The organism is Methylobacterium sp. FW102-HT35C08, assembly GCF_058790235.1.
The window spans coordinates 5,593,427-5,619,817 of sequence record NZ_JBYTCL010000002.1; the positions used below are offsets into that span (position 1 = coordinate 5,593,427).

A 26,391-nucleotide genomic window follows, 5' to 3' on the forward strand; every position below is an offset into this window, starting at 1 on the left:
CGCCCGCGCCGGTGTGGCGACAGGGCGCTGCGCCGCGGGTGGTCATTGCGCGCCGGGACGCGGCGTCGGCAAGGTCAGGCGCAGGGGATCGGCCGGGCTGGCATCACCCTGGACAACGATCTCGGCCTGCGCCGCATAGGCGGCGATCAGGCGTGGCCCAAGCTTCGGCACGTTCGGCCGGCCGGAGGCGGCCATCTCGCTCACCCCGGAGACAATCGCCAGGCGCAGGGGCTCGTCGCCCGCGGCCTCCATGTCGATGGTGATCGAGCAGGCAACGTGCTCGGCGGTGGCGTCAAGGCACTCGGCCACAATCTCCGCGACGATCATGCCGAGGGCATTGGCGATCCGCGGCTCGACCAGACCGTTCCCCGAACCGCCGACCTGGACGCTGATCCGCCCGGCCCGCCGGAGCTGCCCGAGCCCCGAGGCAAGGCGGTGCAGATAATCCTTGAGGTCGATCGACGCGATATGCGGTGCCTCGTGCAGGTGCTGCTGCACCAGCGCGATCGCCCGGACCCGCTGACCCAGGGCCTCGAAGCTGCCGCGGCAGGGATCCGGCGCCGCCCGGCCGTAGAGGCCGATCAGGCTGACCATCACCTGCAGATTGTTGCGGACGCGATGGTAGACCTCCGCGAGCAGCGCCTCCTTCTCGGCCAGCGCATGCTCGATATGCTCCTCCGCGTGTTTGCGATCGGTGATGTCGAAGCAGGAGCCCAGATAGCCCTGGAACCGGCCGTCCTCCACGAGGGGGCGGGCGGTGTCAAGCAGCCAGCGGTACTCGCCGTCGTGCCGGCGGAGCCGGAACTCGACGGTGAAGGGCTGCCGCGCGTCGAAGGCGTCAGCGACGACCTTGGCGTGCCGCTCGAAATCCTCAGGATGCAGTCCGCTGCGCCAGCCGAGGCCGAGTTCCTCTTCGAGAGGCCGCCCGGTGAACTCCAGCCAGCACTCGTTGTGGTGGATCGCGTGGCCGTTCTCGTCGGAGCGCCACATCATCAGGGGCACGACGTCGGCGAACCGCTTGAAGCTCGCGCTCAGGGCCGCCGCCTCCGCGGTTCCCTGCGCCGGACCCGTTCCGGTACTTCCCGCCGGACCGTCGTCCGGCGGCTCAGCCTTTCCGAACCCTGGTGGCTGACCGACCATTCGTGACCCGATTCGCTCTGACAGGATGTGTGAGACAAGGTGACCGCAAGCGGATCGCGCCGGTCAACGTGCCGGCCGGATCGCCGTTCCGGCGTGAAGCCGTGTTTGAGGCGGTCATTCACAGGGATCGGGCCGCATCGCTCCGGCCGGGTGTAGGTCAAGCGTCTAGACCTCGGCCGGACCCGCCGCTCCGATGCTCGGGCAGACCCGCCGCGCCGCAGCCCGCATCTCGGCCGCGCTCGCGCGCATCTCGGCGATCTGGGCTCGCATCTCGGCGACCAGCCGCCGCCCCTTCCGGACCTCCGCCAGGCAGGCGAACTGCTCCGGGACCGGATTAGGCCGTCCGGGCCCGCGCCCATCGTGCAACTGCTCGTTGAACGGCACCTCGATCAGCTCGGTGTCGTCCGCATCGCAGATCAGGAACGCGCAGGCCAGCGGCGCCGTGCCCTCGTTCAGGAGGTCGACGCACAGGTCCGGAATCGTCCGGCAGGCTTCCAGATAGGCTGATTCCACACTCGGCCGGTCGAGACCGAACGCGTCGCGCTCCAGGCCGTGGGGGGTGCGCAGATGGAAGAAGTACAGCGGCATGACCTCAGCGCACCGGATTTGAGGGAGCATGGGCGTGGTGCAGGTAGTCGGGCCGGAACTCGCAATAGGCGGCCAGACGATCCGGATCCGGAACATGCATCCGGCGCCGGTCCAGCAGGATCAGGCCGTTGTCGCGCAGAACCCGCAGCGACCGGTTGGCGTGGACGGGCGTCATTCCGGTCACGTCGGCGAGGTCGTCCTGCGTCAGCGGCCAGTCGAAGCCGCGCTTGACGGGTTCGTCCACGGCCTGCAACCGGGCGCGCACCTCGCAGATCAGGTGGGCGATGCGCGGGGCCGCGAGACGCCGCCCGTTGTTGATCAGGGCCTGACGCAGGAGGCTGTCGGTCTGGAGCGTCGACCAGCGTACGGCCCGCGCGAGGCCCGGCCAGCGCTCCAGCGCCCCGGGGATCTCGGCAGGGTTGATCTCGGCGACCACGCCCGCGGTCAAGGTGGTCACTGAGTGATCCGCATAGCCGAGCAGGTTCGACTGCACGTGGCTGATGTCGCCGGGCAGGATCAGGTCGGTGATCAGGCGGTGGCCGCTGGCCAGCAGCTTCGAGCGGCAGGCCCATCCGTCCAGCATGACGAGGACCCGCGGGATCGATTCCCCCTCGCGGACGAGGCTGTGCCGCGCCTCGACGGCGCGGGTGTGCCGGATCATGTGCATCAGGCCGGCGCGGTCCTCCTCCGAGAGAACGGCGCCGTAGGCCAGCTTGCGGATGAGGCGGTGCGACAAGGCAGCGGATATCTGGACCGATGACGGGTCTAACATGTCCGAAAACAAGTATCCGTTCCAATGGGTCTCGCACAATCCGCAGCCGGTGAGGTCCGGTGGTTCAGCCGGTGGCGTATTCCAGCTCCGGTGCCAGGACCTTGTCGCTGTCGGCGTGCACCGTCACGGGAATCGTCTTGGCAGCCGGGGTCTTGCTGCCGATGGCGTAGTGCCAGATCGGCATCAGGACATTGCATTCCGGATAATAGCCGCCGATGCAGCCGATCGGGATGTTGTACGCGACGACGAGCAGCCCCGAGAGCTTCCGATCGATGCCGTCATCGGCCACTGTCCGCAGCGTCACGGGCTGCCCGATCTTGAGGCCGAGCCGATCGATATCCGACCGGTTCATCAGCACGACCTTCCGCGTGTTCTTGATGCCCCGGAACCGGTCGTAATAGCCGTAGACTGTGGTGTTGAACTGGTCGTTGCTGCGGAGCGTCATCAGGCGCAGGACGTCGTGCCCGACATCAGGCATGTCGGCATCCTCGTCGAGACCGGTCGGCGTGATGAAGTTGGCCCGGCCCGATTCCGTGTGCCAGTCCCGCCGATTCGCCGGCAGGTCACGCTGGAAGCCGCCCGGCTCCCACATGCGCCGCTCGTAATCCCAGAACGAAGCCGGCAGGGTCTCGGCGATCTCCTTCCGGATCTCGGCATAATCGTCGGTGTAGAGGTCCCAGCGCACGCGCGGGTTGGGGTCGAGCACCCGCTGCGCCAATTCGCAGATCAGCCGGATCTCGCCGATCAGGTGCGGCGAGGCCGGGCGCCGCACGCCGCGGTTGCCGTGCACGCAGGCCGAGGTGTCCTCCATGGAGAGCACCTGCTGGCCCTTGGCGGTCTCGATGATCTCCAGGCGGCTGATCACCGGCAGGATGTAGCTGATGGCACCCGGCAGCAGCGCGGTGCGGTTGAGCTTGGTGATCACGTTGACCGTCAGCCGCTGGCGGCGCCAGGCCGGCTCCATCTGGCCGTGGTCGGGGATGGCGCGGGCGAAGTTGCCGCCCAGCATGATGAAGGCCTGGACCTCGTCCCGCAGGATCGCCTCGCAGGCCTCGACGGTGTTGTAGCCCGCCTCGCGCGGCGGCTCGAAGTTGAACTGCTGCCCCAGCCTGTCCAGATCGAACAGCTCGGGTTTCTCGGTGATCCCCATCGTGCGCTGCCCCTGCACGTTGGAGTGGCCCCGGATCGGGCAGATCCCGGCGCCTTGGCGGCCGATATTGCCGCGCATGAGCAGGAGGTTGACCAGCATCTGCACGGTCTCGACACCGGCCCGGTGCTGGGTCAGCCCCATGCCGTAGACGCCGATCACCGCCTGCGAATGGCAGTAGACGTGGGCGGTGGATTCCATGTCGGCGCGATGCAGGCCCGCGCGGCGCTCGAGCTCGTCCCAGTCCTGGGCGCGCAGCCAGTCGGCGAAGGTCTCGAAGCCGCTCGTGTTGTCGCGGATGAAGGCTTCGTCGAGAACCGAGCCGCCCTTGGCCTTCGCCGCGTCATGGGCGGCGAGGACTGCCTTGCAGATGCCCGCGATGGCGGCGAGATCACCCCCCGCCTTGACCTGATGGTATTGCGAGCTGATCCGCGTCGCCTTGCCGGTGAGCATCTCGGTGGGCGATTGCGGGTTCAGGAACCGCTCCAGGCCCCGCTCGCGGAGCGGGTTGTAGGTGATGATCGGGACGCCGCGCCGGCTCGCCTCCTGCAACGGATGCAGCATCCGCGGCGCGTTGCTGCCGGGGTTCTGCCCGAAGAACATGATGCAGTCGGACTTGCCGAAATCGTCGAGCGACACGGAGCCGACCGCCTGGCCGATGCTCACCGGCAGCGCCACCGAGGTCGTCTCGTGGCACATGTTGGACGAGTCCGGCAGGTTGTTGTTGCCGTAGAGCCGCGCGAAGAGCTGATAGAGGTAGCTCGCCTCGTTCGAGAGGCGGCCCGAGCTGTAGAATACGGCGCCCTTCTTCCGGTCCTCTACGGCCCGGAGCTCCTGGGCGATCTCGTCGACGGCGTGGCCCCAGGAGACCGGCACGTACTTGTCGCTCACCGCATCGTAGCGCAGCGGATGCGTCAGGCGGCCGGTCTGCTCGAGCTGGTAATCGTCCCAGTCGAGCAGTTCGGTGACCGTGTGGGTGGCGAAGAAGTCCGGCGTGCAGCGATGCGCGGTCAGCTCCCAGGCCACCGCCTTCACGCCGTTCTCGCAATACTCGAAGGGCAGCGGGCTGGCTGGCTTCACCCAGGCGCAGCTGTTGCACTGGTAGCCGTCGACCTTGTTGTGCCGGCTCAGCACGACCGGCACGCTCGCCAGAACACCCTCGCGCTTCAGGATGTTGCCGACCGAGAGGGCGGAGCCCCATCCGCCCGCGGGCAGGGCATACGGCTTGAATTCGGGCTTGTCCAAGGGGCGATCTCCGGGCCGTTGCAGTCGCGGGATACACCGGCTGCATCGCGGCGTTCTCCATCGAAACCGCGGCCACGGAGCTTTGTTCGCGGAAATACGATGACCTTAACGGAGGTTAGCTTGGTGATCGGCCGGGACTACTTGCTGAAGAAGCCGTCGGGCCCATCGGCGCCGAAGCTGTTCCTCGACACACAGGTCGTGCCGCTGGTCGCCAACATTGCCGGAGGCCTGGAGGTGGCGCTCGATCGAGCCGCGGTTCGGACCGGGGTTCGGCCGGCCTTCATCCTGGCCGGCGCGACGGGGCTCCTCGGCTTCGGCCTGATCCGCCTGCTCACGCATCGCGCCGAGTCCCGGCGGCCCTACCGGATCTGACGCGCCGGCCGCACCGGCATGGGCCCCAACAAGAAACCCGCCGCGCAAGGCGGCGGGTTCTGGATTCCCGGATCTGGCGACAGGCCTAGAACGGGATGTCGTCGTCGAGGTCGTAGCCGCCGCGGCTGCCGCCGCCACCGCCGCCCGAGGAGGCCGGAGCCGGACGCCGCTCGCCGCCCTGGGTGCGGCCGCCGCCGAAATCGCCGCCCCGGTCACCACCGCGATCGCCGCCGCGGCTGATCTGGCCGCCGCCCTCGTCCTCGCCGGCGAAGTCGCCGCCGCCGCCGCGCCCGTCGAGGATCGTCATCTCGCCGCGGAAACGCTGGAGCACCACCTCGGTGGTGTACTTCTCGACGCCGGAATTGTCGGTCCACTTCCGGGTCTGGAGCTGGCCCTCGATGTAGACCTTCGAGCCCTTGCGCAGGTACTGCTCGGCGACGCGGGCGAGGTTGTCGTTGTAGATCACGACCGAGTGCCACTCGGTCTTCTCCTTGCGCTCGCCGGTCGCCTTGTCCTTCCACGACTCCGAGGTGGCGAGGCGCAGGTTACACACCGGATCGCCTGAGCCGAGGCGGCGCATCTCAGGGTCCCGCCCGAGATTGCCCACCAGAATTACCTTGTTGACGCTGCCCGCCATCGCTCTCTCCTGACCGTACGGATCTCACAGGGCATTTGCCCGGCGGCGCGCGAACCATGCGCCCGGGCCTCCGGAGCGGCAACCTGCGGGACGGGCTTGTGCCCGCTTTCCGCAGCGCCGCCGGATTTGTTTGTTCTACATCCGTTCCAATTCGGCAGCAAGCCGGGGTTATGAAACCCGCACGACCAGCTTGCCGAAATTCCGGCCTTTCAACAGGCCGATGAAAGCTTCCGGGGCGTTCTCCAGCCCCTCGACCACGTCCTCGCGGTAGCGGACCCGGCCCGCCTGGATCCAGGCGACGACCTCCTGGCGGAACGTCTCCGCCTGCGCGGCGAAGTCCCAGACGATAAAGCCCTGGATGTGCAGCCGGTTGGTCAGGACCGAGCGCATCAGGCCGGGCAGGCGGTCGGGACCGGGCGGGACCTCGGTCGCATTGTAGGCCGAGACGAGGCCGCAGACCGGGATCCGCGCGAAGGGGTTGAGCAGCGGCATCACGGCGGCGAAGACGGCGCCGCCGACATTCTCGAAATAGACATCGATGCCCTTGGGGCAGGCGGCCGCGAGCGCCCCGGGCAGGTCGGCGCCGCGGTGGTCGACGGCGGCGTCGAAGCCGAGTTCCTCGGTGAGGTAGCGGCATTTGTCCGGACCGCCCGCGATCCCGACCGCGCGAGCCCCCTTCAGCTTGGCGATCTGTCCGACGAGCGATCCCACCGGACCGGCGGCGGCGGCCACCACGACCGTCTCGCCGGCCTTCGGCTGTCCGATGTTGAGCAGGCCCGTGTAGGCGGTCATGCCCGGCATCCCGAGGACGCCGAGCGCCGTCGAGGGCGGGGCGACGGCGGGATCGACCTTGCGCGAGCCCTTGCCGTCCGTGACGCAGTACTCCTGCCAGCCCGCGAAGGCGGTCAGCAGGTCGCCGACGGCATGGTCCGGATGGTTCGAGGCGACGACCTCGCCCACGGTCTCGGCGGTGATCGGCGCGCCGATCTCGACGGGGGCCGCGTAGGATTTCGCGTCGCTCATCCGGCCGCGCATGTAGGGGTCCAGGGACAGCCAGCGGGTGCGCAGAAGGACCTGGCCGGGTCCGGGCTGCGGCACCGGCACCTCCTCCAGGCGGAAATTCTCGGGCCGCGGCTCGCCGTGCGGGCGCGAGGCCAGGACGATGCGGCGGTTCATGGCGGTGGTCATGGCGGACTCCCGGAGACTGGCTGCCTCCGATCTGGGGCGCCCGGCCTCGGCGGCAAACGCATAGGCGTGATCTCATGCGAGGATCGCGCGTTGTCCCGGCTCGGAAGCGCGGAGCGGCGGCATGCGGGAGACGGCACTCGGCCTCGGGCTGGCGGCGATGGCCGCCATGGCGGCGGGGGCTGCCCTGGCCGGTCCCCTCGACGGTTATCGCGGCCGGGCGCGGGTGCTGGTCCTGTCGGCGCCCGATTCCGGGGACGCGCAGCTCCGGGCGCAGCGGGTCGCGCTGGCCTCGGTCCGCACCGGCGTCGCCGAGCGCGACCTCGTGGTGCTGGAAGCGGTCGGTTCCGGGGCGGAGGCGAGGACCCTGCGTGAGCGCCTCGGCCTCCCCGCGGACAGCTTCCGTGCGGTCCTGATCGGCAAGGACGGGGGCACCAAGATCACCGAAGCGGCGCCGATCGCGCCGCAGCGGCTGTTCGCCACGATCGACGCGATGCCGATGCGCCGGACCGAGATGCGCGAGCGCCGTTAGGGCCTCGGCCAGGGCCTGGTCCCCTGTGCACGGCGGGGCCGCGGACACCAACGGTTAAGCCTACCTGCCTATCACCGAAACGTGTCGACGGCCGCGAAACGGCCGTCCGTTGAGGCCCGCCAGGACGCTCGGACGAGACGCTCGAATCGATGACCCGACAACAAGTCGCCACCGCCATCCGCCGCCTCGTCGACCTGCAGGTCGAGGATATCGAGCGCGCGGTCCGCGACGGCCACAAGACCATCGCGCTGAACGAACTGGCGGATTTGAACCGCCAGCTCAAGGCCTTCGCGGCCGCGCTCAAGAAGGCGCCGGTCCGCATCTGAGCCGGCTTCACATCGAGGCTGGCGGTTGATGTATCGCGCTCCGTCATCACGGACGGAGCGCGATGAGAATCGGGGCACGCGACCGCCATTCTCCCGAATAGTTTCGCTTTGCTCGCACGGACGGCGATGCCGGAGCGTCGACCGCGGCCTGGATCAGGCGGGACCTACCAACGGGGGCCGCCCCAGTGACGAGGCGGGATGTCCTCCGGGGGCAGAGGGGGCGGCGGCCCACGGTCGACCACCGGTTCGTCGCAAACCCGCACCCGGCGCAGCACCGGCGCGCCATCCGGATCGAACCGCCGGCGTACGAATTCCCGGCAGGCTTCGGGGGGCGCCGCGGTGAAGCGGGGCCCTCGGAATTCCGGTTCCGGCCGGGGTGGTGGCGGAGGCGGCCGGCGCTCGGGCTCGTCCTCCTGAGCGAGGCCGCCATCGTCGCGCGGCGGATAGGGGCCGTCGAAATCGGCGGCCAGGGCCGGGCCGGCGGCGAGGAGCAGGGCGCAGAAGCCGGTGCGGACGAGAAGACGACGAGCGGGCACGGGGGCCTCGGCTTGATCGGGCGCGCGGGGATCGCGGCCATCGTCCCCGGAGATTGCACCGGATTGCCTGAACCGCCCCCGTGCGGCGATGACGGCTGCCGTTCAGCCGGCTAGTTCTGCAGCGCGTTGACCTCGCACTGGGCGTATTCCGAACTCGCCTTCACGTAGGCGTTGAGCTTCTGCAGGTAGGCCTCGGCGATCGGCCGGAAGGCCTGCGCTTGCAGATTATAGGCCTTGATCGCGTCGTTGTAGCTGTAGGCCTCCCAGCCCGGGCAGCCTTCCTTGGTGTCGAGGCAGGCGGGCTTGGCCGGCAGCGCCGGTTTGGTCGGCCGGGCGGCGGCCGGCGGCGGCTCGGGCGGCGTGCAGGATGCGGCGGCCGGCGCGGGGGCCGTCTGGGCCGTCGCAGCGGGCGCCGCCTTGGCGGCCGGCTTCGCGGGCGGCGCCGCGAGGGCGGCGGTCGGCGCGAGCAAGCTCGCGATCAGAAGAAGCGTGCCGCGCATGGCGTCTTGGAAGCTCCGCTGGGCCCGGCGCCGCCGGCGGCGGGGGACCGGGAGCGGGTTCTGCGGCATCAGGCCCGCGGCGACAAGGGCTCTCCCGCGGCCTCGCGTGCGAGTTCCCGGCGGGGCGGAGAGGCCGGCCGGCTGCGTGGGGCCTGCCCGGCCGCGCGCGGGCTCGGACCACGCACCAGCGCCACGATGGGCAGCACCAGCCCGACCGCCAGCACCCACCAGGCCGGCCGGATCGGGCCGGAGAAGTCGAGGTTGGCCGCGAGGACGAGGTTCGCCGGGACGCCGCTGGCGAGACCGTACCACGCCGCCTCCAGCCCTGCGGTCGCGAGCGCGGCGAGGACCGCGAGCAGGAGGAGCGACCAGACCCGCTCCGGCCATCGGAAGCGCCGCATCACCCGCCAGCCCATCAGCAGCAGGAACAGCCCGGCGGAGAAGACCGGATCGGTGACGTCGATCTTCGACTGTAGGAAGTAGTGGACCAGGGCCAGCACGGCGATCGTGTAGACGAGCCGGTGCAGCCGGTTCCAGTTGGGGCCGAGGTTGCGGATCGCCGCGTCCGTGGAGGTCAGGCCCAGGGCGATCAGGCCGATCAGCGCCACGAAGCCGATCGTCAGGTAGAGCCGGAGCGCGATCTCCGAGACGACCTTGGTCAGGATCAGGTTCTGGTCGACCGCGTAGAGGGTGAGGTGAGCCACCGCGTAGGCCATCACGGTGATGCCGAGCATCCGCCGGACGACCAGGACCTTCGGCCAGTCGGCGATGCGACGCAGCGGCGAGATCGCCAGGGAGAACAGCAGGAAGCGCACCGCCCACTCGCCGGTGGCGTGGATCAGCGCCGTGATCGGCTTCGCGCCGAGCGCATCGAGCCGGTAGGCGGCGGCGAGATACAGGGCGGGCGCGATGCAGGCGAGGAACACCGCGAGCTTCAGCCAGGAGATGCGGCCGGCCCGGTCGAGCCAGGGGAGGGGGACGGCCAGGCGGTCGATCATGGTCTCGAACAGGGCGCTCGTGAGGGAGGCGGGCGGCGGTTTGCTCCGGGCGAGAACGATCGCCCGGCCGTATCGTGCCGGCACGGGTCGGTTCGCCGCGGTCACAGTCAGGTTACACGTGGTGGTTGACCTCAGCGTCCCCGCGGCGAATTAGCGTGGGGACGGACACCGGATGGATCCCATGCAGTACCGCAAACTCGGCCGCTCCGGCCTCAAGGTCTCGCCGATCTGCCTCGGCACGATGATGTTCGGCGGTCCCACAGACGAGGCGACGGCCGGCCGGATCGTCGGCAGTGCCCGCGAGGCGGGGGTCAACTTCATCGACACGGCCAACGTCTACACGGAGGGCCGCTCGGAGGAGATCACAGGCCGGGCGATCAAGACCGAGCGCGACGCCTGGGTCCTGGCCACCAAGGTCGCCAACCCGACCGGGCAGGGTGTCAACGACCGCGGCCTCTCGCGGGTCCACGTGATGAAGGCCGCCGAGGACAGCCTGCGCCGGCTCGGGACCGACTTCATCGACATCTACTACCTCCACAAGGAGGACCACGACACGCCGCTGGCCGAGACGGTGCGGGCGATGGCCGACCTCGTCCGCGCCGGCAAGATCCGGCATTTCGGCGTCTCGAACCACCGCTCCTGGCGGGTCGCCGAGATCTGCCGCCTGTGCGACGAGAACGGGATCGACCGGCCGGTGGTGAGCCAGCCCTATTACAACGCCTTCAACCGCATGCCCGAGACCGAGCACCTGCCGGCCTGCGCCCATTTCGGGCTCGGCGTCGTGCCGTACTCGCCGCTCGCCCGCGGCGTGCTCACCGGCAAGTACGATCCCGACGCGCCGCCGCCGGCCGAGTCCCGCGCCGGCCGCCAGGACACCCGGATGATGCAGACCGAGTGGCGGCCGGAATCCCTGCGCATCGCCCGGACGCTTAAGGAGCATGCCGAGGCGCGGGGCATCACGGCCGGCCAGTTCGCCACCGCCTGGGTGCTGAACAACCGCCTCGTCACCGGCGTCATTGCGGGGCCGCGAACCGAGGCGCAGTGGCAGGAATATCTCGGCGCCCTCGACTACGCCTTCACCCCCGAGGACGAGGCGCTGGTCGACGGGTTTGTGGCCGCCGGCCACCCGACGACGCCCGGCTACAACGATCCGGCCTACCCGCTGGAGGGGCGGGTGCCGAGGAGCGGTTGAAAGGCATCCGATCTCCAACCATCCCCGTCATCCTGAGGCCTCCGCTGCGCTCCGGCACCTCAGGATGAGGGCGAGATTTGGAAGAACCGGGCCGCGCGGTGCAGCGGATCCACCTTGCACTTCCGACGAAGGGTCGCTATCTAGCTCTCAACAGTTCTGATGGCAGTCGCGAGGCTGCGGTTCGGGAGTGGGCCCCACCGGGTCCGCTCTTTTTTTTCGCCGCACAGCCTCTCGCCGCTGAAGGCCGCACGCTGCGGACGGGCCAGGCAGAACGCCGCGAAGGTTGCGCGCTCAAACTCATGTCGTCCGAGATCGAAGCGGATCTGTCCGAGAAGCGCCTCGTCCGAGAGGCCGGCGTCGCCGCGCGCGTCGCGCAGGCGATCGAGGGGCCGCTCGAGGGCCTCGGCTTCCGGCTGGTCCGGGTAAAGGTGTCCAACATCAACGGCTGCACCGTGCAGATCATGGCGGAGCGGCCGGACGGCACCTTCACCATCGACGATTGCGAGGCGGTGAGCCGCGCGATCTCGCCGATCCTCGACGTCGATGATCCGGTCGGGGGCGCCTACAACCTGGAAGTCTCCTCGCCCGGGATCGACCGGCCGCTGGTGCGGGTCTCGGATTTCGCCCGCTGGGTCGGCTACGAGGCCAAAGTCGAGCTGAGCCCGCCGCTCGACGGGCGCAAACGCTTCCGCGGCATTCTCGGCGCGCCGGATTCGGCTGGGCTGACGGTCCCGATCGATCTGCCCGACGTCAAGGAAGGGCTGCCGAGCCGCATCGACCTGCCGCTCAAGAACCTTGCCGAGGCCCATCTCGTCCTCACCGACGAGTTGGTCCGCGAGTCGCTTCGGCGCGGCGGCCCGCCTGCCGAGGATGAGGCGGACGGGGGCGCGGACGAGGAAGCTGCCGAGGATCGCGCGGCGCCGCCGACCCGAAGCCCCTTCCGCCCGCAGGGGCCGAAGAAGGCCAGCCCCGCGGCGAAGCCCAAGCATCCGGTCCGGACCGGTCCCAAGAAGCCGATCGTGACCAAGGCATCCCGGCTCAAGGACCGCGACTCCCTGCACTGAGACCCCAGCGTCGGCCGCCCAGCGGCCGGCCCGAAGATTTGACGGAAGAGAAGGACCGACACCGATGGCCGTCGTCAGCGCCAACAGGCTCGAACTCCTCCAGATCGCCGACGCGGTCGCCCGCGAGAAGGTGATCGACCGCTCCATCGTGATCGACGCGATGGAGGAGGCGATCGCCAAGGCGGCCCGCTCCCGCTACGGCGCCGAGACCGACGTTCACGCCGAGATCGATTCCAAGACCGGGGCGTTGCGCCTCTCGCGTCACCTCCTGGTCGTCGATCAGGTGGAGAACGACGCCCGCGAGATCACCCTCGATCAGGCCCGCCGCTACAACCCGGGCGCGCTGGTCGGCGACGTGATCTCCGACACCCTGCCGCCCTTCGATTTCGGCCGCGTGGCCGCGCAGTCGGCCAAGCAGGTCATCGTCCAGAAGGTCCGCGACGCCGAGCGCGCCCGCCAGTTCGACGAGTACAAGGACCGCATCGGCGAGATCCTCAACGGCGTCGTCAAGCGCGTCGAGTACGGCAACGTGATCGTCGATCTCGGCCGTGGCGAGGGCATCGTGCGCCGGGACGAGATGATCCCGCGCGAGACCTTCCGGCCGGGCGATCGGATCCGCTCCTACCTGTTCGACGTGCGCTCGGAAGTGCGCGGCCCGCAGATCTTCCTGTCGCGCTCGCACCCGCAATTCATGGCCAAGCTGTTCGGCCAGGAAGTGCCCGAGATCTACGATGGCATCGTCGAGGTGAAGGCGGTGGCCCGCGATCCCGGCTCCCGCGCCAAGATCGCGGTGATCTCGCGCGACGGCAGCATCGACCCGGTCGGCGCCTGCGTCGGCATGCGCGGCTCGCGCGTGCAGGCCGTGGTCGGCGAATTGCAGGGCGAGAAGATCGACATCATCCCGTGGTCCGAGGACGAGGCGACCTTCATCGTCAACGCCCTCCAGCCCGCCGAGGTGGTGAAGGTGGTGCTCGACGAGGAGGCCGACCGCATCGAGGTGGTGGTGCCGGACGACCAGCTGTCGCTGGCCATCGGCCGCCGCGGCCAGAACGTGCGCCTCGCCTCGCAGCTCACCGGCTGGGACATCGACATCCTCACCGAGGCCGAGGAATCGGAGCGCCGCCAGAAGGAGTTCGCCGAGCGGACCCAGGTGTTCATGGAGGCGCTCGACGTCGACGAGACCGTCGGACAGCTGCTCGCGGCGGAAGGCTTCCGCAACGTCGAGGAGATCGCCTACGTCGACATCCAGGAGTTGTCCGGCATCCAGGGGCTCGACGAGGAGACCGGTACCGAGATCCAGGCCCGCGCCCAGGACCACCTCGCCCGGATCGAGCAGGCCCACGACGCTCGCCGCACCGAGCTCGGCGTCGCCGACGAGCTGCGCGAGATCGAGGGCATCACCACGCCCATGATGGTCGCGCTCGGCGAGAACGACGTGAAGAGCGTCGAGGATCTGGCGGGCTGCGCCACCGACGACCTCGTCGGCTACACCGAAGGCCGCGGCCCCGAGGCCGTGCGCCATGCCGGCTATCTCGACGGGTTCGACCTGTCCCGCGCCGAGGCCGAGGCCCTGATCATGGCCGCCCGTCTGAAGGCCGGCTGGATCGAGGCCCTTCCGGAGCCGGAAGGCGAGGACGGCGCGGATGCCGCCGAGGGCCATGAGGGCGATGAGGCCGCGCCGGCGCAGGCCGAGGCCTGAGCGAGAGGCGGCGCGGAGGCGCGATGGTCGCGGTCGACACGACCTTGCCCGAGGACGGGCTGGTTGCCGGGGGGCTCGATGCCGGCCCCGGCCGCCGCGCGCCTGAGCGGACCTGCATCGTCACGCGCGTCGCCCAGGCGCCGGACGCGATGATCCGATTCGTGCGTGGGCCCGATGGCAGCGTCGTGCCCGACCTGCGCGCCAAGCTGCCGGGCCGCGGTGCCTGGGTCAGCGCCCGGCGCGCGGTCGTCGCCGAGGCCGTCCGCAAGAACCTGTTCTCGCGGGCCTTCAAGGGGCCGACCCCGGCCGCCCCCGACCTGCCGGACCGGATCGCCGCCGCGCTCCGGGACGACCTGCGGCAGGCCATCGCGCTCGCCAACAAGGCGGGCTGCATTGTGGCGGGCTTCTCGAAGGTCGAGGCGGCGATCGGCGGACAACCGGGCGCCATTGCGGTGATTCATGCCGCTGAGGCGAGCCCGGACGGCCGGCGGAAGATCGCGTCGGCCTTGCACAGGCGTCACGGCGGGGCCATGTCAAGGATCCCGATCATCGATGACCTGTCCGAAGACGAATTGGACATGGCCTTAGGTCGGGATCATGTGATACACGCTGCGCTCGTCGCAGGAGCCGGAGCCGCCGGCTGCCTGTCGCGTTGGCGTCGGCTACGCTCCTTTGAGGGCGCCGCCGCGGCGACCGGGGAGCCCGATCCAGCCCGAATCGGCGGGATCGACGAAGCCTCACGTTGACGACGCAGGACTATTTTGACCGGCGCCACCGGGTGTCGGTTCACGGGACGATGGAAACCCTCAGGGTTCAGGCTGAATGAGCGATACGAACAACCCGGGCGACAAGACTCTGAACCGGACTTCCCCGAAGCCGCTCTCTCTCAAGCGGCCGATCGAGGCGGGCACCGTGCGTCAGAGCTTCTCCCATGGCCGCTCCAAGCAGGTCGTGGTCGAGACGGTGAAGCGCCGCGTCATCGGTGCGGCACCGGCCGCCCCTGCCCGTGAGCCTACTCCCGCTCCGCGTCCGGCAGCCCCCGCGCCGACGACGCCGCCCCCGCGGCCTGCGCAGCGCGCCGCCTCGGGCGTCGTCCTGCGCACCCTGAGCGAGCAGGAGAGCGCCGCTCGCGCGGCCGCCCTCGCCGACGCGCAGCGTCGCGAAGCCGAAGCGCGTCAGAAGGCGGAAGCTGAAGCTGCGGAGCGCCGCCGCGAGGCCGAGGAGCAGGCCCGCCGCGAGCGTGAAGCCGCCGAGGCTCGCCGCCGCGAGGAGGAAGAGCGCAAGGCTGCGGCCGCTGCTGCCGCTGCCGAGGCGGCGGAAGCCGCCAAGGCGGCCGCTGCTGCGCCCCCGCCCGCACCCGCTGCCCCGACACCGGCCGCCGCGCCTGCCGCCGAGGCGCCGGCCGCTGCGCCGTCTCGTCCGGCTCAGGCTCCAGCGCAGCCCGCCGCTGCGCCGGCTCGCCCGGCTGCTGCAGCTCAGGCTCGTCCGGCCGCGCCGGCTCGTCAGCCCGATGCCGCTCGCCCGGCCGGCGCGCGGCCCGCGCCCGCCGCGGCTTCGCCCGCTGCCCCGCGCCCGCCGCTGACGCCCCGTCCGTCCACGGGCGAACCGCGCAAGACCATCACGGCCGATTCGCGCAAGCCGCGCGACCTCAACTTCATGGCCCGTCCGGCCCCGGCGCCTGAGCCCGAGAAGAGCGCGACGCCGACGACCGCGGCGCGCCCTGCCGGTGCGGGTGCCGCGGCGCGTCCGGCCGGTCGCGGCGCCCAGACCAACGATGACGAGTCCGAGACCAAGCGGGTGATCCGCCGTCCCGGCATGCCGCTCAAGATCATCACCCCGCCCAAGACGCCGAAGTCGCCAGGTGGCGACCGCAACCGCGGCCGCCTGACCATCGCGACCGCCACGTCGGGTGAGGACGAGCGCACGCGCTCCGTGGCGTCGTTCCGCCGCCGCCAGCAGCGGATGAGCGGCCGTGGCCATGTCGAGCAGAAAGAGAAGCTGTCCCGCGAGGTGACGATCCCCGAGACGATCACCATCCAGGAACTCGCCAACCGCATGTCGGAGCGGGCCGTGGACGTGATCCGCATGCTGATGAAGCAGGGCCAGATCCATAAGATCACCGATGTGATCGACTCGGATACCGCCCAGCTCATCGCCGAGGAGCTCGGCCACACGGTGCGGCGCGTCGCCGAGTCCGACGTCGAGGAAGGCCTGTCGTCCGACGAGCCGGATCTCGAGGAGGATCTCGATCCCCGCCCGCCGGTGGTCACCATCATGGGCCACGTCGATCACGGCAAGACCTCGCTGCTCGACGCGATCCGCAAGGCCAACGTGGTCGAGGGCGAGGCCGGCGGCATCACCCAGCATATCGGCGCGTATCAGGTCGCGGCCCCGTCCGGCGACATGATCACCTTCATCGACACCCCGGGCCACGCGGCGTTCACGTCGATGCGCGCCCGCGGCGCCAAGGTCACCGACATCGTGGTGATCGTGGTGGCTGCCGATGACGGCGTCATGCCCCAGACCATCGAGGCCATCCAGCACGCCAAGGCGGCGGGCGTCCCGATGATCATCGCGGTCAACAAGATCGACAAGCCGGATGCGAAGCCGGAGCGGGTCCGCACGGAACTGCTCCAGCACGACATCCAGGTCGAGTCGATGGGCGGTGAGACCCTTGAGTTCGAGGTCTCGGCCAAGACCGGCGCCGGCCTGTCCGAGCTGCTGGACGGCATCCAGATCCAGGCCGAGATCATGAACCTGCGCGCCAACGAGAAGCGCGACGGCGAGGGCACGGTCATCGAGGCTCAGCTCGACCGCGGGCGTGGTCCCGTGGCGACGGTCCTGGTTCAGCGCGGCACCCTGTTCACCGGCGACATCGTCGTGGCGGGCGCCGAGTGGGGCCGCGTGCGCGCCCTGATCGACGACCTCGGCGAGAACGTGCAGTACGCCGGACCGTCCGTGCCGGTCGAGGTGCTGGGCTTCAACGGCACGCCGGACGCCGGCGACCGCGTGATCGTGGTGCCGAACGAGGCCCGTGCCCGCGAGGTCACCGAGTACCGCGCCCGCCAGAAGCGCGAGCGCCAGAATGCCCGGACCGGCGGTGCCAACCGCTCGCTGGTCGACATGATGCGCGACCTCAAGGAAGGCGCCGGCCGCAAGGAGCTGCCGGTCGTCATCAAGGGCGACGTGCAGGGCTCGGTCGAGGCGATCTCGGGCGCGCTGGAGAAGCTCGGCAACGACGAGGTTGCGGCCCGCATCCTCCTGTCCGGCGTCGGCGGCATCACCGAGTCCGACATCACCCTGGCCCAGGCGTCGAAGGCCGTGGTTATCGGCTTCAACGTGCGCGCCCACAAGGAGGCCCGCGAGGCCGCCGAGCGGGCCGGCATCGAGATCCGGTACTACAACATCATCTACGACCTCGTGGACGACATCAAAGCCACGCTGTCGGGGATGCTGCCGCCGACCCTGCGGGAAGATCGTCTCGGCGAGGCGACCATCCAGGAGGTCTTCGAGGTCTCGAAGGTCGGCAAGGTCGCGGGTTGCCGCGTCACCGACGGTATCGTGGAGCGCGGCGCCCATGTCCGCCTGATCCGCGACAGCGTCGTGATCCACGAGGGCAAGCTGAAGACGCTCAAGCGCTTCAAGGACGACGCGAAGGAAGTCACCTCCGGCCAGGAGTGCGGCATGGCCTTCGAGAACTTCGAGAACATGCGCGCGGGCGATGTGATCGAGTGCTACCGGGTCGAGGAGATCCGCCGCACGCTCTGATCGTCCGGACCCGTCCGGACAGGGCGGCCGCGGCACCCGCCGCGGCCGTCTTTTCTTTTTTTCAGAACGTGATCCGGCCACCCCAGCGGCGCCGGCCCGAGACAGAATGGCCCAGAAACCGACTTCCACCGGCCCCTCGCAGCGCCAGCAGCGCGTGGCCGAACTCATCCGCCACGCGCTCGCCGAGGTGCTCCAGCGCGGCGACATCCAGGATCCGGTGCTCGGCACGCATGTCGTGACCGTGCCGGAGGTGCGGATGTCGCCCGACCTGAAGCTCGCCACGGCCTACGTCATGCCGCTCGGCGGCCTCGACGAGGCGCCGGTGATCGCGGCCCTGGAGCGGCACCGGAAAGTGCTGCGCCAGGAGGTGGCCCGACGCGTGAACCTGAAGTTCGCGCCGGAGCTGCGCTTCCGCCGCGACGAGACCTTCGATGAGGCGGCCCGCATCGATAAGCTGCTGCGGGACGAGCGTGTGCAGCGCGACCTCGATTCCGGGCGCGACGACGAACCGGAGACCGGGACGGGGCATTGAACCCTGTCACCGAACAGAAAGGGACGGGGCATCGACCCCGGGGACACGCGGACATGACGGTTTCCATGGAAGATCAGCCGCCGGCCGAGCGCGCCGCTCCTGCTCCGGGCGCAGAGCGCCGGGGCCCGGAGGGACGGCGCCCGCAGCGCGGACCTCGTCCGGACCGGCCGAAGCGTCGGGACGTGTCGGGCTGGGTGATCCTCGACAAGCATGTCGGCATGACCTCGACCCACGCGGTCGCGGTGGTGAAGCGCGCCTTCAACGCCAAGAAGGCCGGCCATGCCGGCACCCTCGACCCGCTGGCCTCCGGGATTCTACCGATCGCGCTCGGTGAGGCGACCAAGACCGTCCCCTTCGTGATGGATGGCCGCAAGGCCTACCGCTTCACCGTGCAGTGGGGCATCGAAACCGACACCGATGATGCCGAGGGGCGGCCCGTGGCGACCAGCGACGCCCGGCCCGACCGCGCGGCGGTCGAGGCGGCGCTGCCGGCTTTCGTGGGTGCGATCGAGCAGGTGCCGCCGCGCTACTCGGCCATCAAGATCCAGGGCGAGCGCGCCTACGATCTCGCCCGCGAGGGCGAGGTCGTGGAGCTGGTCGCACGCCCGGTGCAGATCGACCGGCTCGCGGTCGTCGAGCATGACGGCGAGCGGACGGTGATCGAGGCGGAATGCGGCAAGGGCACCTACGTGCGCGCCCTGGCCCGCGATCTCGGCCGCATGCTCGGCTGCTACGGCCACGTCTCGGCCCTGCGCCGGACCCGCGTCGGCCCGTTCTCGGAGGCCGAGGCGTGCCCGGTCTCGGTGCTGTCGGAGGGCACCCCCGAAGCCGCACTCGCCTATCTGCGTCCGGTCGAGACGGCTCTCGATGCCATCCCGGAGGTCGCCGTCTCTCGCGATCTGGGCCTGCGCCTCATGCGGGGTCAGCCGGTGATCCTCCGGGGCCGCGACGCTCCCGTTGAAGGCAAGGCGTTCGCGACCTGCGCCGGAATCCTGGTCGCCGTGGGGGACGTGGAGCGCGGCGAGCTGGTGCCGCACCGGGTTTTCCACCTCGGCGGCACGGCTCCCGGCCGCAGCGTCTGAGTCCATAGCCCTGCGCAGTCGGCGACGGCGCGTGCAGGGCCCCGGCCGGTTCGGATCGGACTGAGGCGCGAGCGCGCAGGTGGAACGAACCTGAGCCGTGAGACTTTGGCCCCGGCGGAACGTCCGGGGTGATGATGCGCGAACTCGATGTCGATGTGGCGGTGATCGGGGCCGGAACGGCCGGCATCGCCGCGCATCGCGCCGCCACGGCCGCCGGTGCCCGCGCGGTGCTGATCGAGCGCGGACCGGGCGGCACCACCTGCGCCCGGGTCGGCTGCATGCCCTCCAAGCTGCTGATCGCCGCCGGTGCCGCCGCGCACGCGGCCCGCAGGACCGATCTGTTCGGAATCCGGGTCGCTGGCGTCACCGTCGACGGCCCGGCCGTGCTGAGACGTCTCCGCGCCGAGCGCGATCGCTTCGTCGCCAGTGTCCTCGAGGGGCTCGACGCGCTGCCGGACGACACCCAGATTGCGGGCAGTGCCCGATTCGTCGATGCGCGTACCCTCGTGGTGCAGGATCAGGCGCAGATCCGGTTTCGCGCGGCTGTCATCGCCACGGGATCGAGCCCGGTCGTGCCGGCGCCGCTCCACGGATTGGGCGAGCGCCTCCTGACCACCGACACCCTGTTCGAGATCCCCGACCTGCCCGATTCGCTGGCCATCCTCGGCGCCGGCGCTGTCGGGATCGAGATCGCCCAGGCGATGGCGCGGCTCGGCGTCGCGGTCACGGTCATCGATGCCGGCAATGCCGTCGCCGGCCTGTCCGAGCCTGCGCTCAACCGGCAGGCGATCGAGATCTTCGGTGCAGAGTTCGACCTGCACCTCGGCGCCCGGGTGCAAGACGCCGCACCGGACGGCGACGGCGTTCGCGTCGCCTGGACCGATTGTGCCGGGCAGCCGCAGGTCACGCGGGCGACCCGCATCCTCGCCGCGGCGGGCCGGTCACCCAATCTCGCCGATCTCGATCTCGAGGCTGCCGGCCTGCGCGTCGGCACGAGCGGCGTGCCGGATTTCGACCGCCAGAGCCTCGTCTGCTCAGGGGCGCTTATCCTGATCGCTGGCGATGCCGATGCCTGGCGGCCGGTGCTGCACGAGGCGAGCCGACAGGGCACGATCGCCGGAGCCAATGCCGCCGCCCTGGCCGCCGGCCGTGCCGTCGAGTCCCCTGCGCCCCTTCCAGGCTTCGCCATGGTGTTCACACACCCCCAGGTTGCTGTGGTCGGAGCGCCTCACGATCCCGAGGACCAGGACCGCGTCGTCGGAGGAATGGACTTCTCCGATCAGGGGCGGGCCCGCGTCGAGGGCCTGAACCGCGGCGGCATCCGCCTCTGGGCCGATCGGAGCGGCCGGCTGCTCGGCGGCGAGATGCTGGGCCCCGCTGCGGAGCACCTTGCGCATCTGTTGATCTATGTTCTTGCCGAGGGCCGCACGGTGAGGAGCCTGTGCCAGAGACCGGCATATCATCCTACAGTTGAGGAAGGACTTATGAGCGCAATGTCCGACGTTCAACGAAAGATTTACGGGTCTTGATCTTGTCGCGACCACAATCGTTGCGCTTGGTCCATCGTGCCGTCATATCCGATTGAATGAGCTGGTTTCGTTCCTGATGCCGCCGAGCCAGGTCCCCGATAACGGCGTCGACCTCGACGTGCTCGCGCCCGACGCGATCGACCGCCTGGATCAGGGGGTCATCGGTCTCGACGCGGCCGGAGCCGTCGTGGCGTTCAGCGAGGGCGCGAGCGCGATCTCGGGCCTGTCACGCGACGCCGTCCTGGGGCGCAACTATTTCCGCGAGGTGATGCCGGGCACCAACGTCCCGGGCTTCCGGGGCCGCTTCCTCGCCGGCGCCCGTCGCGGCGCCCTGGACGAGAGCTTCGATTACGTCTTCGGTCGGCTGCCGCAGCCGCTCCGGGCCCGGGTCCATATGCGTCACGGAACGATCGCGGCGGGTGCTCCGGTGACGTGGCTGACCATCGATCCGCTTGAGAGCCTCGGGGCCGGCCTGTCGCGCGAGGCCGTGATGGCGGCGATCGGGCAACGCGTCCGGGCCGAGCCGGTCGATGCCAGCATCTGCGAGCGCGAGCCGATCCACATCCCCGGCTCGATCCAGCCCAATGCCGTGATGCTCGCCGCCGACGCGGCGACCCTGCTGGTGCTCGCTTACTCGGCGAACGTGTCCGAGATCGTGGATCCGTCCGAGCTGCCGCTGGCGGGCCGCCCGCTCGCCGATATCCTGCCGGTGGCGTTCATCGAGGCGGTTCAGGCGCGCTTGGCGAGCGGGACCTTGGATGACGGCCGCTCGGTGCGTCGCCGGCTGCTCCTTCCGGGCCGGAGCACCCCTTACCACGCTGTCGCCCATGCCCATGCCGGACGGCTCATCGTCGAACTCGAGCTGGAACCCGACTCAGCCGACGACTTCGCCACGGCCAGTCAGGTCGACGTCGAACTCGCAGTCGGCCGCCTGCGCGAGGCCGCGACCCTGGCGGGTGCCGCCCGGATCGCCGCCCTCGAGATCCGCGCCCTGACGGGTTTCGAGGCGGTGCTGGTCTACCGGTTCGACAGCGACTGGAACGGCGAGGCGGTGGCCGAGGACAAGGTGCCCGATTGGTCGCGGAGCCTGCTGGGCCTGCGCTTTCCCGCCTCCGACATCCCCGCCCAGGCACGTGCCCTCTACACGAAGGCCAAGAGCCGCTTCGTGATCGACCGCGACAGCGTGCCGGTCGGTCTAATTGCGGCGCCCGCCGCCGGCAACGCCCCGATCGACCTCACCTTCGCGCAGCATCGGACGCTGTCGCCGATCCACTTGGAGTACCAGCGCAACCTCGGCGTGAACGGATCGATGTCGATCTCGATCATGGTCGAGGGCCGGCTCTGGGGCCTGATGATCGGCCACCACCGCCGTCCGCACTACGTCACGCCGGAGACCCGCTCCGCCGCGACGGTGCTCACCGACGCCTTCGCCATGCGGGTGCAGGAGATCGAGTCCCGCCGGCTCTGGGACGAGCGCCAGGCCCATCTCGATGTCGAGGGGCGCCTCGTGCGCGGGCTGACCCGGTCCGACGATTTCGTGGCGGCCCTGACCGGCGGCGCGACCACGCTGCTCGACCTGTTCAGCGCCACGGGCGCCGGAATCGTCTCGGGTGAGCGGGTCACGCAGATCGGCCGGACGCCGCCGCCGGACATGATGGCGGCGATCGCGGGCTGGCTGCGGGAACGGATGCCCTCGGGGGAAAGCGTCTACAGCAGCAACAGTTTCACCACCGAGTACCTGGAAGCGGCGCCGCACCGCGAGATCGCGAGCGGCCTGCTGGCCGCCTTCGTCGACGAGTCGCGGGAGAACCTGCTGCTCTGGTTCCGCCCCGAAGTGCCCAGCACGGTCACGTGGGGCGGCGACCCGCGCAAGCCCGTTCTCGCCGGAAGCGGCCCTATCGCCGTGCTGCCGCGCCGCTCCTTCGAGCGCTGGGTGGAGGAGCGCACCGGTTTCGCGGCACCCTGGGCGGAGTGGCAGCTCCAGCTCGCGGCTTCGCTGACCGAGGCCGTGGAGGGCGTCGTGCTGCGCCAGAGCCGCAAGATCGACGAGCTGACGAGCCTTCTGGCCGAGAAGGAGCGCCTGCTCGAGCAGAAGGACTTGCTGACCCGCGAGATCGACCACCGGGTGAAGAACTCCCTGCAGATCGTCTCCGCCTTCCTGCAGATGCAGCGGCGGCAGATCGCCGACGGCGAAGCCCGGCAGGCCTTCGCCGATACCTCCGCCCGGGTGATGAGCGTCGCCCGGGTTCACGACAGCCTGTATCAGGCGGAACGCTTCGACGAGGTCGATCTCGGCCAGACCATCGAGAGCCTGTGCAACGATCTCGCGGGACTCGCCGGCGACGGACACGCCGTGGATATGTCCGCGGAGCCGGGCCTGATGGTGCCCTACCGCAAGGCGGTCGCGCTCTCGCTGATCGCCACGGAACTCGTGACCAACGCCTTCAAATACGCCGCGAATCCGGCCGGGGGCGGCCGTGTCGAGGTGAAGGTCTCGGCCTCCGGTCCCGGAGAGGTCCAGCTCCGGGTCTGCGATGATGGCGCCGGCCTGCCCGACGATTGGGCCGACGCCAAGGCCCGCGGTAAGGGATCCGGCCTGGGCATGAAGCTGATCCGGGCGATGCTCGAACAGATCAACGCCCGGCTCGACGTCGCCAACAATCCCGGCGCCTGCTTCACGATCACCGCGTGAGCGCACCGGGATCGATGGGCCGCGACAGCCTGCATGCCAGGCTTCGGACGGCCACGGGGCCAGCCCACCAGGCCCTGGAGGATTCCCTCGACTGGCGGGCGCGCGTCGCGACGCTGCCGGGCTATCGCACCTTGCTGGCGCGGCTCCACGGTTTCCATGCGGCCTGGGAGCCGGTGATCGGCGCCGAGCTGGCCGATGACGCTTTTCTCGCACCGCGTCGCCGCCTCGCGCTGCTGGCCGCGGACCTCCAGCATCTCGGGCTGAGTGCCGATGCGGTGGCCGCGCTGCCGCTGCCGATGCTCGGCGGTCGTGAGGGGCCCGTCCTTCGGGGACCGGCCGCGGCCACGGGCGCGCTCTACGTGCTGGAGGGCTCGACGCTGGGCGGCAAAGTGATCGGCCGGCATATCGCTGACCTGCATGGCCTGTCCGGCGCCGGGCTCGCCTATTACCGGGCGCACGGCCCGGCCGCCGGGTCGATGTGGGCGGCCCTTCGGGCGCGGCTCGAAATCTTCGCGGACGATCCGGCCGCGGAAGCGGTCCTGACCGGAGCCGCGGTGGCCACCTTCGCGGCGATGCGCGCGTGGCTGAGCCCCGCGCCCGAGGGTTCTGCCGGGCCCTGAGCGCCGCATATCCATCCAGCGGGCGCGCGGGTTTCCCATGAAGCCAGCAGGCACGGCATTTGACGGCCTGCGCCGGAGCGGCTGTCACTCCGGGTGGATCAACCCCTCCGAACAGGCCCGTTCCCCGATGCTCGCTCTCGCGATACCCGCCTTGCTCGCTGTCCTGGCAGGGGCCGGCCTCGTCCTGCAGCAGATCCTGAACGCGAATCTGCGCGCCGGGCTCGCCTCGGCGTCGTGGGCGGGATTCGCCAGCTACGCGGTCGGCCTCACCTGCATGGCGCTCCTCGCCGGAGCCCTGCGCGATCCCGTGCCGGCAGCGAGCGTGGCGGGGCGCATCCCGTGGTGGACCTGGAGCGGCGGCCTGTTCGGCGCGCTCTTCATCGGGCTGGCGATCCTGCTCGTCCCAAAGCTCGGCGCCGCGACCTTCTTCGCCCTCCTGGTGACGGGTCAGATGCTCGCCTCGATCGTGTTCGATCAGTTCGGCCTGCTCGGCTTGGCGCAGCGATCCGTCGACCTGCCGCGCCTGATCGGGGTCGGGCTCCTGATCGGCGGCGTCGTGCTGATCCGCCGATAGGAACGCTCCCGGTCCTTAGGGCGTCTCGGCCAGCAGGCCGTCGACGAACTGCGCCAGTCCGGTGCGGCGCGCGCGCTTGAGCCGCTCGGCCGCAAGGATCCCCTGGAGCGCCTTGAAGGCGTTCTGCAGGTCGTCGTTGACGATGACGTAATCGTACTCGATCCAGCGCTGGATCTCGGTCCGGGCGTTGGCGAGACGCTTCTCGATGGTGTCGGCCGAATCCTCGGCCCGGCGCTCGAGGCGCTGGCGCAGTTCGGCCATGCTGGGCGGCAGGATGAAGACCGTCACGACATCCTGGGCCAGCTTCGCGCGCACCTGCCGTGTGCCCTGGTAGTCGATGTCGAAGATCATGTCCCGGCCGGCCCCGAGCACCTTCTCCACCGGCCGGCGGGGCGTCCCGTAGAAATTGCCGTGGACCTCGGCCCATTCGAGCAGGTCGTCGCGGCTGCGCAGGTCCTCGAACGCCTCGCGATCGATGAAGTGATAGTGGCGCCCGTCGATCTCGGACGGGCGGCGGGACCGCGTGGTCACGGAGATCGACAGGTCGAGCGCCCAGGCCGGATCCTGCGCGATCGCCCGCGTCAGGGTGGTCTTGCCCGCCCCGGAGGGCGAGGACAGGATCAGGATCAGCCCACGCCGCGCGATGGGGTCGGTGGCGCCGCCGGCCGGCTCGGTCATGCGCGTGTCTCCGCGGGGTTCGGCATCCATATCCTCACGTCTCGACCGGTCATTCGATGTTCTGGACCTGCTCGCGGAACTGCTCGACCACGGCCTTCAGGTCGAGCCCGATCCGCGACAGGGTGATGTCGTTGGCCTTCGCGCACAGGGTGTTGGCCTCGCGTCCGAATTCCTGGGCCAGGAAGTCGAGGCGGCGGCCGATCGCGCCGCCGGCGGCCAGCAGCTCCTGGGCGCTGGCGACATGGGCCCTGAGGCGGTCCAGCTCCTCGCGGACATCCGCCTTCCCGGCGAGCAGCATAGCCTCCTGATGCAGGCGGTCGGGATCGAGGCCGCTGCCGCCCAGCGCCGCCACGGCGGCCGCCAGACGCGCGCGCACCGCCTCGGGCTGACGCGCCGGGTTGTCCTCCGCGGCCTGCGTCAGCGCGGCGATCCGGGCGACCTGGGCGCCGACGACCTGCTCCAGCTGACGGCCCTCGGCGCGGCGCGCCTCGACGAGATCCGCGACCAACTGGACGACGCTGGCGGCGAGGTCCCGGGTGAGCACCTCCGTGTCCGTCGCCTCATCTTCCGTCTCGATCACGCCGCGGATGCCGAGCAGCCCGTCCAGAGTGGCAGGTGCCACGCCCTCGGGAACCGGCACCCGGGCCACGGCCTGCGCGAGACTGGCCAGAAGGGCCTCGTTGATCCGGACCCGCGTCGTCGCCTCCGGCCGGGTCAGCGTCAGCGTCAGCTGGCACTGGCCGCGGGTGAGGGTTTTCTGGAGGGCCGTGCGGGCGGTCTCGCCGAGGCCGTCATAGCCGGCCGGCACGCGGACGCGCACGTCGAGGCCGCGCCCGTTGACGCTGCGGACTTCCCAGGCCCATTGCACCGGCCCGGTGGTGCCCGCCGCGCGGGCGAAGCCGGTCATGCTCGCGATCTGGGCCATGGCGACCCCCATCCCCCCTCGAAGATCGGGGCCTGTAGCACGGATCGGCGGGTGGGGA

At 70.4% G+C, this 26,391-nt stretch carries 25 protein-coding genes; 14 read left to right on the plus strand and 11 right to left on the minus strand.

What is annotated here, in order from left to right; translation table 11 throughout:
- Window positions 1-42 precede the first annotated feature (42 nt).
- The 4 genes from AC3WSN_RS26805 to AC3WSN_RS26820 all read right to left on the minus strand — a co-directional run bounded on the left by AC3WSN_RS26805 (window position 43) and on the right by AC3WSN_RS26820 (window position 4,892).
- A complete protein-coding gene (locus AC3WSN_RS26805) occupies window positions 43-1,140 on the minus strand; it encodes a sensor histidine kinase (protein ID WP_192706246.1) in 1,098 nt (365 codons plus the stop codon).
- Between the two features lie 165 nt (window positions 1,141-1,305).
- Complete coding sequence (locus AC3WSN_RS26810; RefSeq protein WP_492542121.1) at window positions 1,306-1,728, minus strand: DUF6894 family protein; 423 nt, start codon at window positions 1,726-1,728, stop codon at window positions 1,306-1,308.
- 4 nt (window positions 1,729-1,732) lie between these two features.
- Window positions 1,733-2,464, minus strand: coding sequence for a Crp/Fnr family transcriptional regulator (locus AC3WSN_RS26815; protein WP_492542123.1), 732 nt, complete (start codon window positions 2,462-2,464; stop codon window positions 1,733-1,735).
- Between the two features lie 100 nt (window positions 2,465-2,564).
- Window positions 2,565-4,892: an FdhF/YdeP family oxidoreductase gene (locus tag AC3WSN_RS26820; RefSeq protein ID WP_492542125.1), complete on the minus strand. Its 2,328-nt coding sequence runs from the start codon at window positions 4,890-4,892 to the stop codon at window positions 2,565-2,567.
- A gap of 99 nt (window positions 4,893-4,991) precedes the next feature.
- On the opposite strand from AC3WSN_RS26820, the gene AC3WSN_RS26825 reads away from it, so the two are divergent.
- On the plus strand, window positions 4,992-5,264 hold the full coding sequence (locus AC3WSN_RS26825) for a hypothetical protein (RefSeq protein ID WP_492542127.1): 273 nt from the start codon (window positions 4,992-4,994) through the stop codon (window positions 5,262-5,264).
- 85 nt (window positions 5,265-5,349) lie between these two features.
- Here the strand turns inward: AC3WSN_RS26825 and ssb are convergent, their stop codons facing one another.
- Entirely contained in the window at window positions 5,350-5,901 is a 552-nt protein-coding gene (gene ssb, locus AC3WSN_RS26830) for a single-stranded DNA-binding protein (RefSeq protein ID WP_492542129.1), read from the minus strand.
- Between the two features lie 168 nt (window positions 5,902-6,069).
- A complete protein-coding gene (gene curA, locus AC3WSN_RS26835; RefSeq protein WP_492542130.1) occupies window positions 6,070-7,089 on the minus strand; it encodes an NADPH-dependent curcumin/dihydrocurcumin reductase in 1,020 nt (339 codons plus the stop codon).
- A gap of 121 nt (window positions 7,090-7,210) precedes the next feature.
- On the opposite strand from curA, the gene AC3WSN_RS26840 reads away from it, so the two are divergent.
- Window positions 7,211-7,618, plus strand: a complete 408-nt coding sequence (locus tag AC3WSN_RS26840; RefSeq protein ID WP_492542132.1) for a DUF4174 domain-containing protein — start codon at window positions 7,211-7,213, stop codon at window positions 7,616-7,618.
- Between the two features lie 149 nt (window positions 7,619-7,767).
- On the plus strand, window positions 7,768-7,944 hold the full coding sequence (locus AC3WSN_RS26845; protein WP_192706253.1) for a hypothetical protein: 177 nt from the start codon (window positions 7,768-7,770) through the stop codon (window positions 7,942-7,944).
- A gap of 164 nt (window positions 7,945-8,108) precedes the next feature.
- On the opposite strand, the gene AC3WSN_RS26850 is transcribed toward AC3WSN_RS26845, so the two are convergent.
- The 3 genes from AC3WSN_RS26850 to msrQ form a co-directional block, all read right to left on the minus strand.
- Window positions 8,109-8,480 carry a hypothetical protein gene (locus AC3WSN_RS26850; RefSeq protein ID WP_192706254.1) on the minus strand — a complete coding sequence of 124 codons (372 nt, stop codon included), beginning with the start codon at window positions 8,478-8,480 and terminating at the stop codon, window positions 8,109-8,111.
- Between the two features lie 110 nt (window positions 8,481-8,590).
- The gene (locus AC3WSN_RS26855; protein WP_492542134.1) at window positions 8,591-8,980 is read right to left on the minus strand and encodes a hypothetical protein; all 390 of its coding nucleotides are present in this window, start codon (window positions 8,978-8,980) and stop codon (window positions 8,591-8,593) included.
- A 68-nt stretch (window positions 8,981-9,048) separates the two neighbouring features.
- Entirely contained in the window at window positions 9,049-9,978 is a 930-nt protein-coding gene (gene msrQ, locus AC3WSN_RS26860) for a protein-methionine-sulfoxide reductase heme-binding subunit MsrQ (RefSeq protein ID WP_492543266.1), read from the minus strand.
- A 181-nt stretch (window positions 9,979-10,159) separates the two neighbouring features.
- On the opposite strand from msrQ, the gene AC3WSN_RS26865 reads away from it, so the two are divergent.
- From AC3WSN_RS26865 to AC3WSN_RS26915, 11 genes are all read left to right on the plus strand, one after another.
- Window positions 10,160-11,170, plus strand: a complete 1,011-nt coding sequence (locus AC3WSN_RS26865; RefSeq protein ID WP_492542136.1) for an aldo/keto reductase — start codon at window positions 10,160-10,162, stop codon at window positions 11,168-11,170.
- A 299-nt stretch (window positions 11,171-11,469) separates the two neighbouring features.
- A complete protein-coding gene (rimP, locus tag AC3WSN_RS26870; RefSeq protein WP_492542138.1) occupies window positions 11,470-12,234 on the plus strand; it encodes a ribosome maturation factor RimP in 765 nt (254 codons plus the stop codon).
- Between the two features lie 64 nt (window positions 12,235-12,298).
- Window positions 12,299-13,933, plus strand: coding sequence for a transcription termination factor NusA (nusA, locus tag AC3WSN_RS26875; protein WP_192706259.1), 1,635 nt, complete (start codon window positions 12,299-12,301; stop codon window positions 13,931-13,933).
- A 23-nt stretch (window positions 13,934-13,956) separates the two neighbouring features.
- Window positions 13,957-14,679, plus strand: a complete 723-nt coding sequence (locus AC3WSN_RS26880; protein WP_492542141.1) for an RNA-binding protein — start codon at window positions 13,957-13,959, stop codon at window positions 14,677-14,679.
- A gap of 76 nt (window positions 14,680-14,755) precedes the next feature.
- Window positions 14,756-17,701, plus strand: coding sequence for a translation initiation factor IF-2 (gene infB / locus AC3WSN_RS26885; protein ID WP_492542142.1), 2,946 nt, complete (start codon window positions 14,756-14,758; stop codon window positions 17,699-17,701).
- A 106-nt stretch (window positions 17,702-17,807) separates the two neighbouring features.
- Window positions 17,808-18,233 (plus strand): 30S ribosome-binding factor RbfA, encoded by a 426-nt coding sequence (gene rbfA, locus AC3WSN_RS26890; protein ID WP_192706262.1) that lies wholly within the window; start codon window positions 17,808-17,810, stop codon window positions 18,231-18,233.
- Window positions 18,234-18,298: 65 nt separating this feature from the next.
- Window positions 18,299-19,315: a tRNA pseudouridine(55) synthase TruB gene (gene truB, locus AC3WSN_RS26895; RefSeq protein WP_492542144.1), complete on the plus strand. Its 1,017-nt coding sequence runs from the start codon at window positions 18,299-18,301 to the stop codon at window positions 19,313-19,315.
- Between the two features lie 134 nt (window positions 19,316-19,449).
- Window positions 19,450-20,844 (plus strand): dihydrolipoyl dehydrogenase, encoded by a 1,395-nt coding sequence (locus tag AC3WSN_RS26900; protein WP_492543268.1) that lies wholly within the window; start codon window positions 19,450-19,452, stop codon window positions 20,842-20,844.
- 76 nt (window positions 20,845-20,920) lie between these two features.
- Complete coding sequence (locus AC3WSN_RS26905) at window positions 20,921-23,536, plus strand: histidine kinase dimerization/phosphoacceptor domain -containing protein (RefSeq protein WP_492542146.1); 2,616 nt, start codon at window positions 20,921-20,923, stop codon at window positions 23,534-23,536.
- Window positions 23,537-23,550: 14 nt separating this feature from the next.
- On the plus strand, window positions 23,551-24,156 hold the full coding sequence (locus AC3WSN_RS26910; protein WP_492543270.1) for a biliverdin-producing heme oxygenase: 606 nt from the start codon (window positions 23,551-23,553) through the stop codon (window positions 24,154-24,156).
- 127 nt (window positions 24,157-24,283) lie between these two features.
- On the plus strand, window positions 24,284-24,730 hold the full coding sequence (locus tag AC3WSN_RS26915) for a DMT family transporter (protein WP_192706265.1): 447 nt from the start codon (window positions 24,284-24,286) through the stop codon (window positions 24,728-24,730).
- A gap of 15 nt (window positions 24,731-24,745) precedes the next feature.
- Here the strand turns inward: AC3WSN_RS26915 and gmk are convergent, their stop codons facing one another.
- Together gmk and AC3WSN_RS26925 are read right to left on the minus strand one after the other, a co-directional pair.
- Window positions 24,746-25,408: a guanylate kinase gene (gene gmk, locus AC3WSN_RS26920; protein WP_492542149.1), complete on the minus strand. Its 663-nt coding sequence runs from the start codon at window positions 25,406-25,408 to the stop codon at window positions 24,746-24,748.
- Window positions 25,409-25,457: 49 nt separating this feature from the next.
- Window positions 25,458-26,333: a YicC/YloC family endoribonuclease gene (locus tag AC3WSN_RS26925; protein ID WP_492542151.1), complete on the minus strand. Its 876-nt coding sequence runs from the start codon at window positions 26,331-26,333 to the stop codon at window positions 25,458-25,460.
- Window positions 26,334-26,391 lie beyond the last annotated feature (58 nt).

What these genes read in the sequence shown, in the direction of transcription:
- AC3WSN_RS26910 (WP_492543270.1), top strand. Translation starts at nt 23,551, where the DNA reads ATGGGCCGCGACAGCCTGCATGCCAGGCTTCGGACGGCCACGGGGCCA.
- AC3WSN_RS26825 (WP_492542127.1), top strand. Translation starts at nt 4,992, where the DNA reads ATGACCTTAACGGAGGTTAGCTTGGTGATCGGCCGGGACTACTTGCTG.
- AC3WSN_RS26855 (WP_492542134.1), bottom strand. Translation starts at nt 8,980, where the DNA reads ATGCGCGGCACGCTTCTTCTGATCGCGAGCTTGCTCGCGCCGACCGCC.
- AC3WSN_RS26805 (WP_192706246.1), bottom strand. Translation starts at nt 1,140, where the DNA reads ATGGTCGGTCAGCCACCAGGGTTCGGAAAGGCTGAGCCGCCGGACGAC.
- ssb (WP_492542129.1), bottom strand. Translation starts at nt 5,901, where the DNA reads ATGGCGGGCAGCGTCAACAAGGTAATTCTGGTGGGCAATCTCGGGCGG.
- AC3WSN_RS26845 (WP_192706253.1), top strand. Translation starts at nt 7,768, where the DNA reads ATGACCCGACAACAAGTCGCCACCGCCATCCGCCGCCTCGTCGACCTG.
- AC3WSN_RS26840 (WP_492542132.1), top strand. Translation starts at nt 7,211, where the DNA reads ATGCGGGAGACGGCACTCGGCCTCGGGCTGGCGGCGATGGCCGCCATG.
- AC3WSN_RS26865 (WP_492542136.1), top strand. Translation starts at nt 10,160, where the DNA reads ATGCAGTACCGCAAACTCGGCCGCTCCGGCCTCAAGGTCTCGCCGATC.
- AC3WSN_RS26925 (WP_492542151.1), bottom strand. Translation starts at nt 26,333, where the DNA reads ATGGCCCAGATCGCGAGCATGACCGGCTTCGCCCGCGCGGCGGGCACC.
- AC3WSN_RS26905 (WP_492542146.1), top strand. Translation starts at nt 20,921, where the DNA reads ATGCCGCCGAGCCAGGTCCCCGATAACGGCGTCGACCTCGACGTGCTC.
- gmk (WP_492542149.1), bottom strand. Translation starts at nt 25,408, where the DNA reads ATGACCGAGCCGGCCGGCGGCGCCACCGACCCCATCGCGCGGCGTGGG.
- curA (WP_492542130.1), bottom strand. Translation starts at nt 7,089, where the DNA reads ATGACCACCGCCATGAACCGCCGCATCGTCCTGGCCTCGCGCCCGCAC.
- msrQ (WP_492543266.1), bottom strand. Translation starts at nt 9,978, where the DNA reads ATGATCGACCGCCTGGCCGTCCCCCTCCCCTGGCTCGACCGGGCCGGC.
- AC3WSN_RS26810 (WP_492542121.1), bottom strand. Translation starts at nt 1,728, where the DNA reads ATGCCGCTGTACTTCTTCCATCTGCGCACCCCCCACGGCCTGGAGCGC.
- nusA (WP_192706259.1), top strand. Translation starts at nt 12,299, where the DNA reads ATGGCCGTCGTCAGCGCCAACAGGCTCGAACTCCTCCAGATCGCCGAC.
- AC3WSN_RS26880 (WP_492542141.1), top strand. Translation starts at nt 13,957, where the DNA reads ATGGTCGCGGTCGACACGACCTTGCCCGAGGACGGGCTGGTTGCCGGG.
- rbfA (WP_192706262.1), top strand. Translation starts at nt 17,808, where the DNA reads ATGGCCCAGAAACCGACTTCCACCGGCCCCTCGCAGCGCCAGCAGCGC.
- AC3WSN_RS26900 (WP_492543268.1), top strand. Translation starts at nt 19,450, where the DNA reads ATGCGCGAACTCGATGTCGATGTGGCGGTGATCGGGGCCGGAACGGCC.
- AC3WSN_RS26915 (WP_192706265.1), top strand. Translation starts at nt 24,284, where the DNA reads ATGCTCGCTCTCGCGATACCCGCCTTGCTCGCTGTCCTGGCAGGGGCC.
- truB (WP_492542144.1), top strand. Translation starts at nt 18,299, where the DNA reads ATGGAAGATCAGCCGCCGGCCGAGCGCGCCGCTCCTGCTCCGGGCGCA.
- infB (WP_492542142.1), top strand. Translation starts at nt 14,756, where the DNA reads ATGAGCGATACGAACAACCCGGGCGACAAGACTCTGAACCGGACTTCC.
- rimP (WP_492542138.1), top strand. Translation starts at nt 11,470, where the DNA reads ATGTCGTCCGAGATCGAAGCGGATCTGTCCGAGAAGCGCCTCGTCCGA.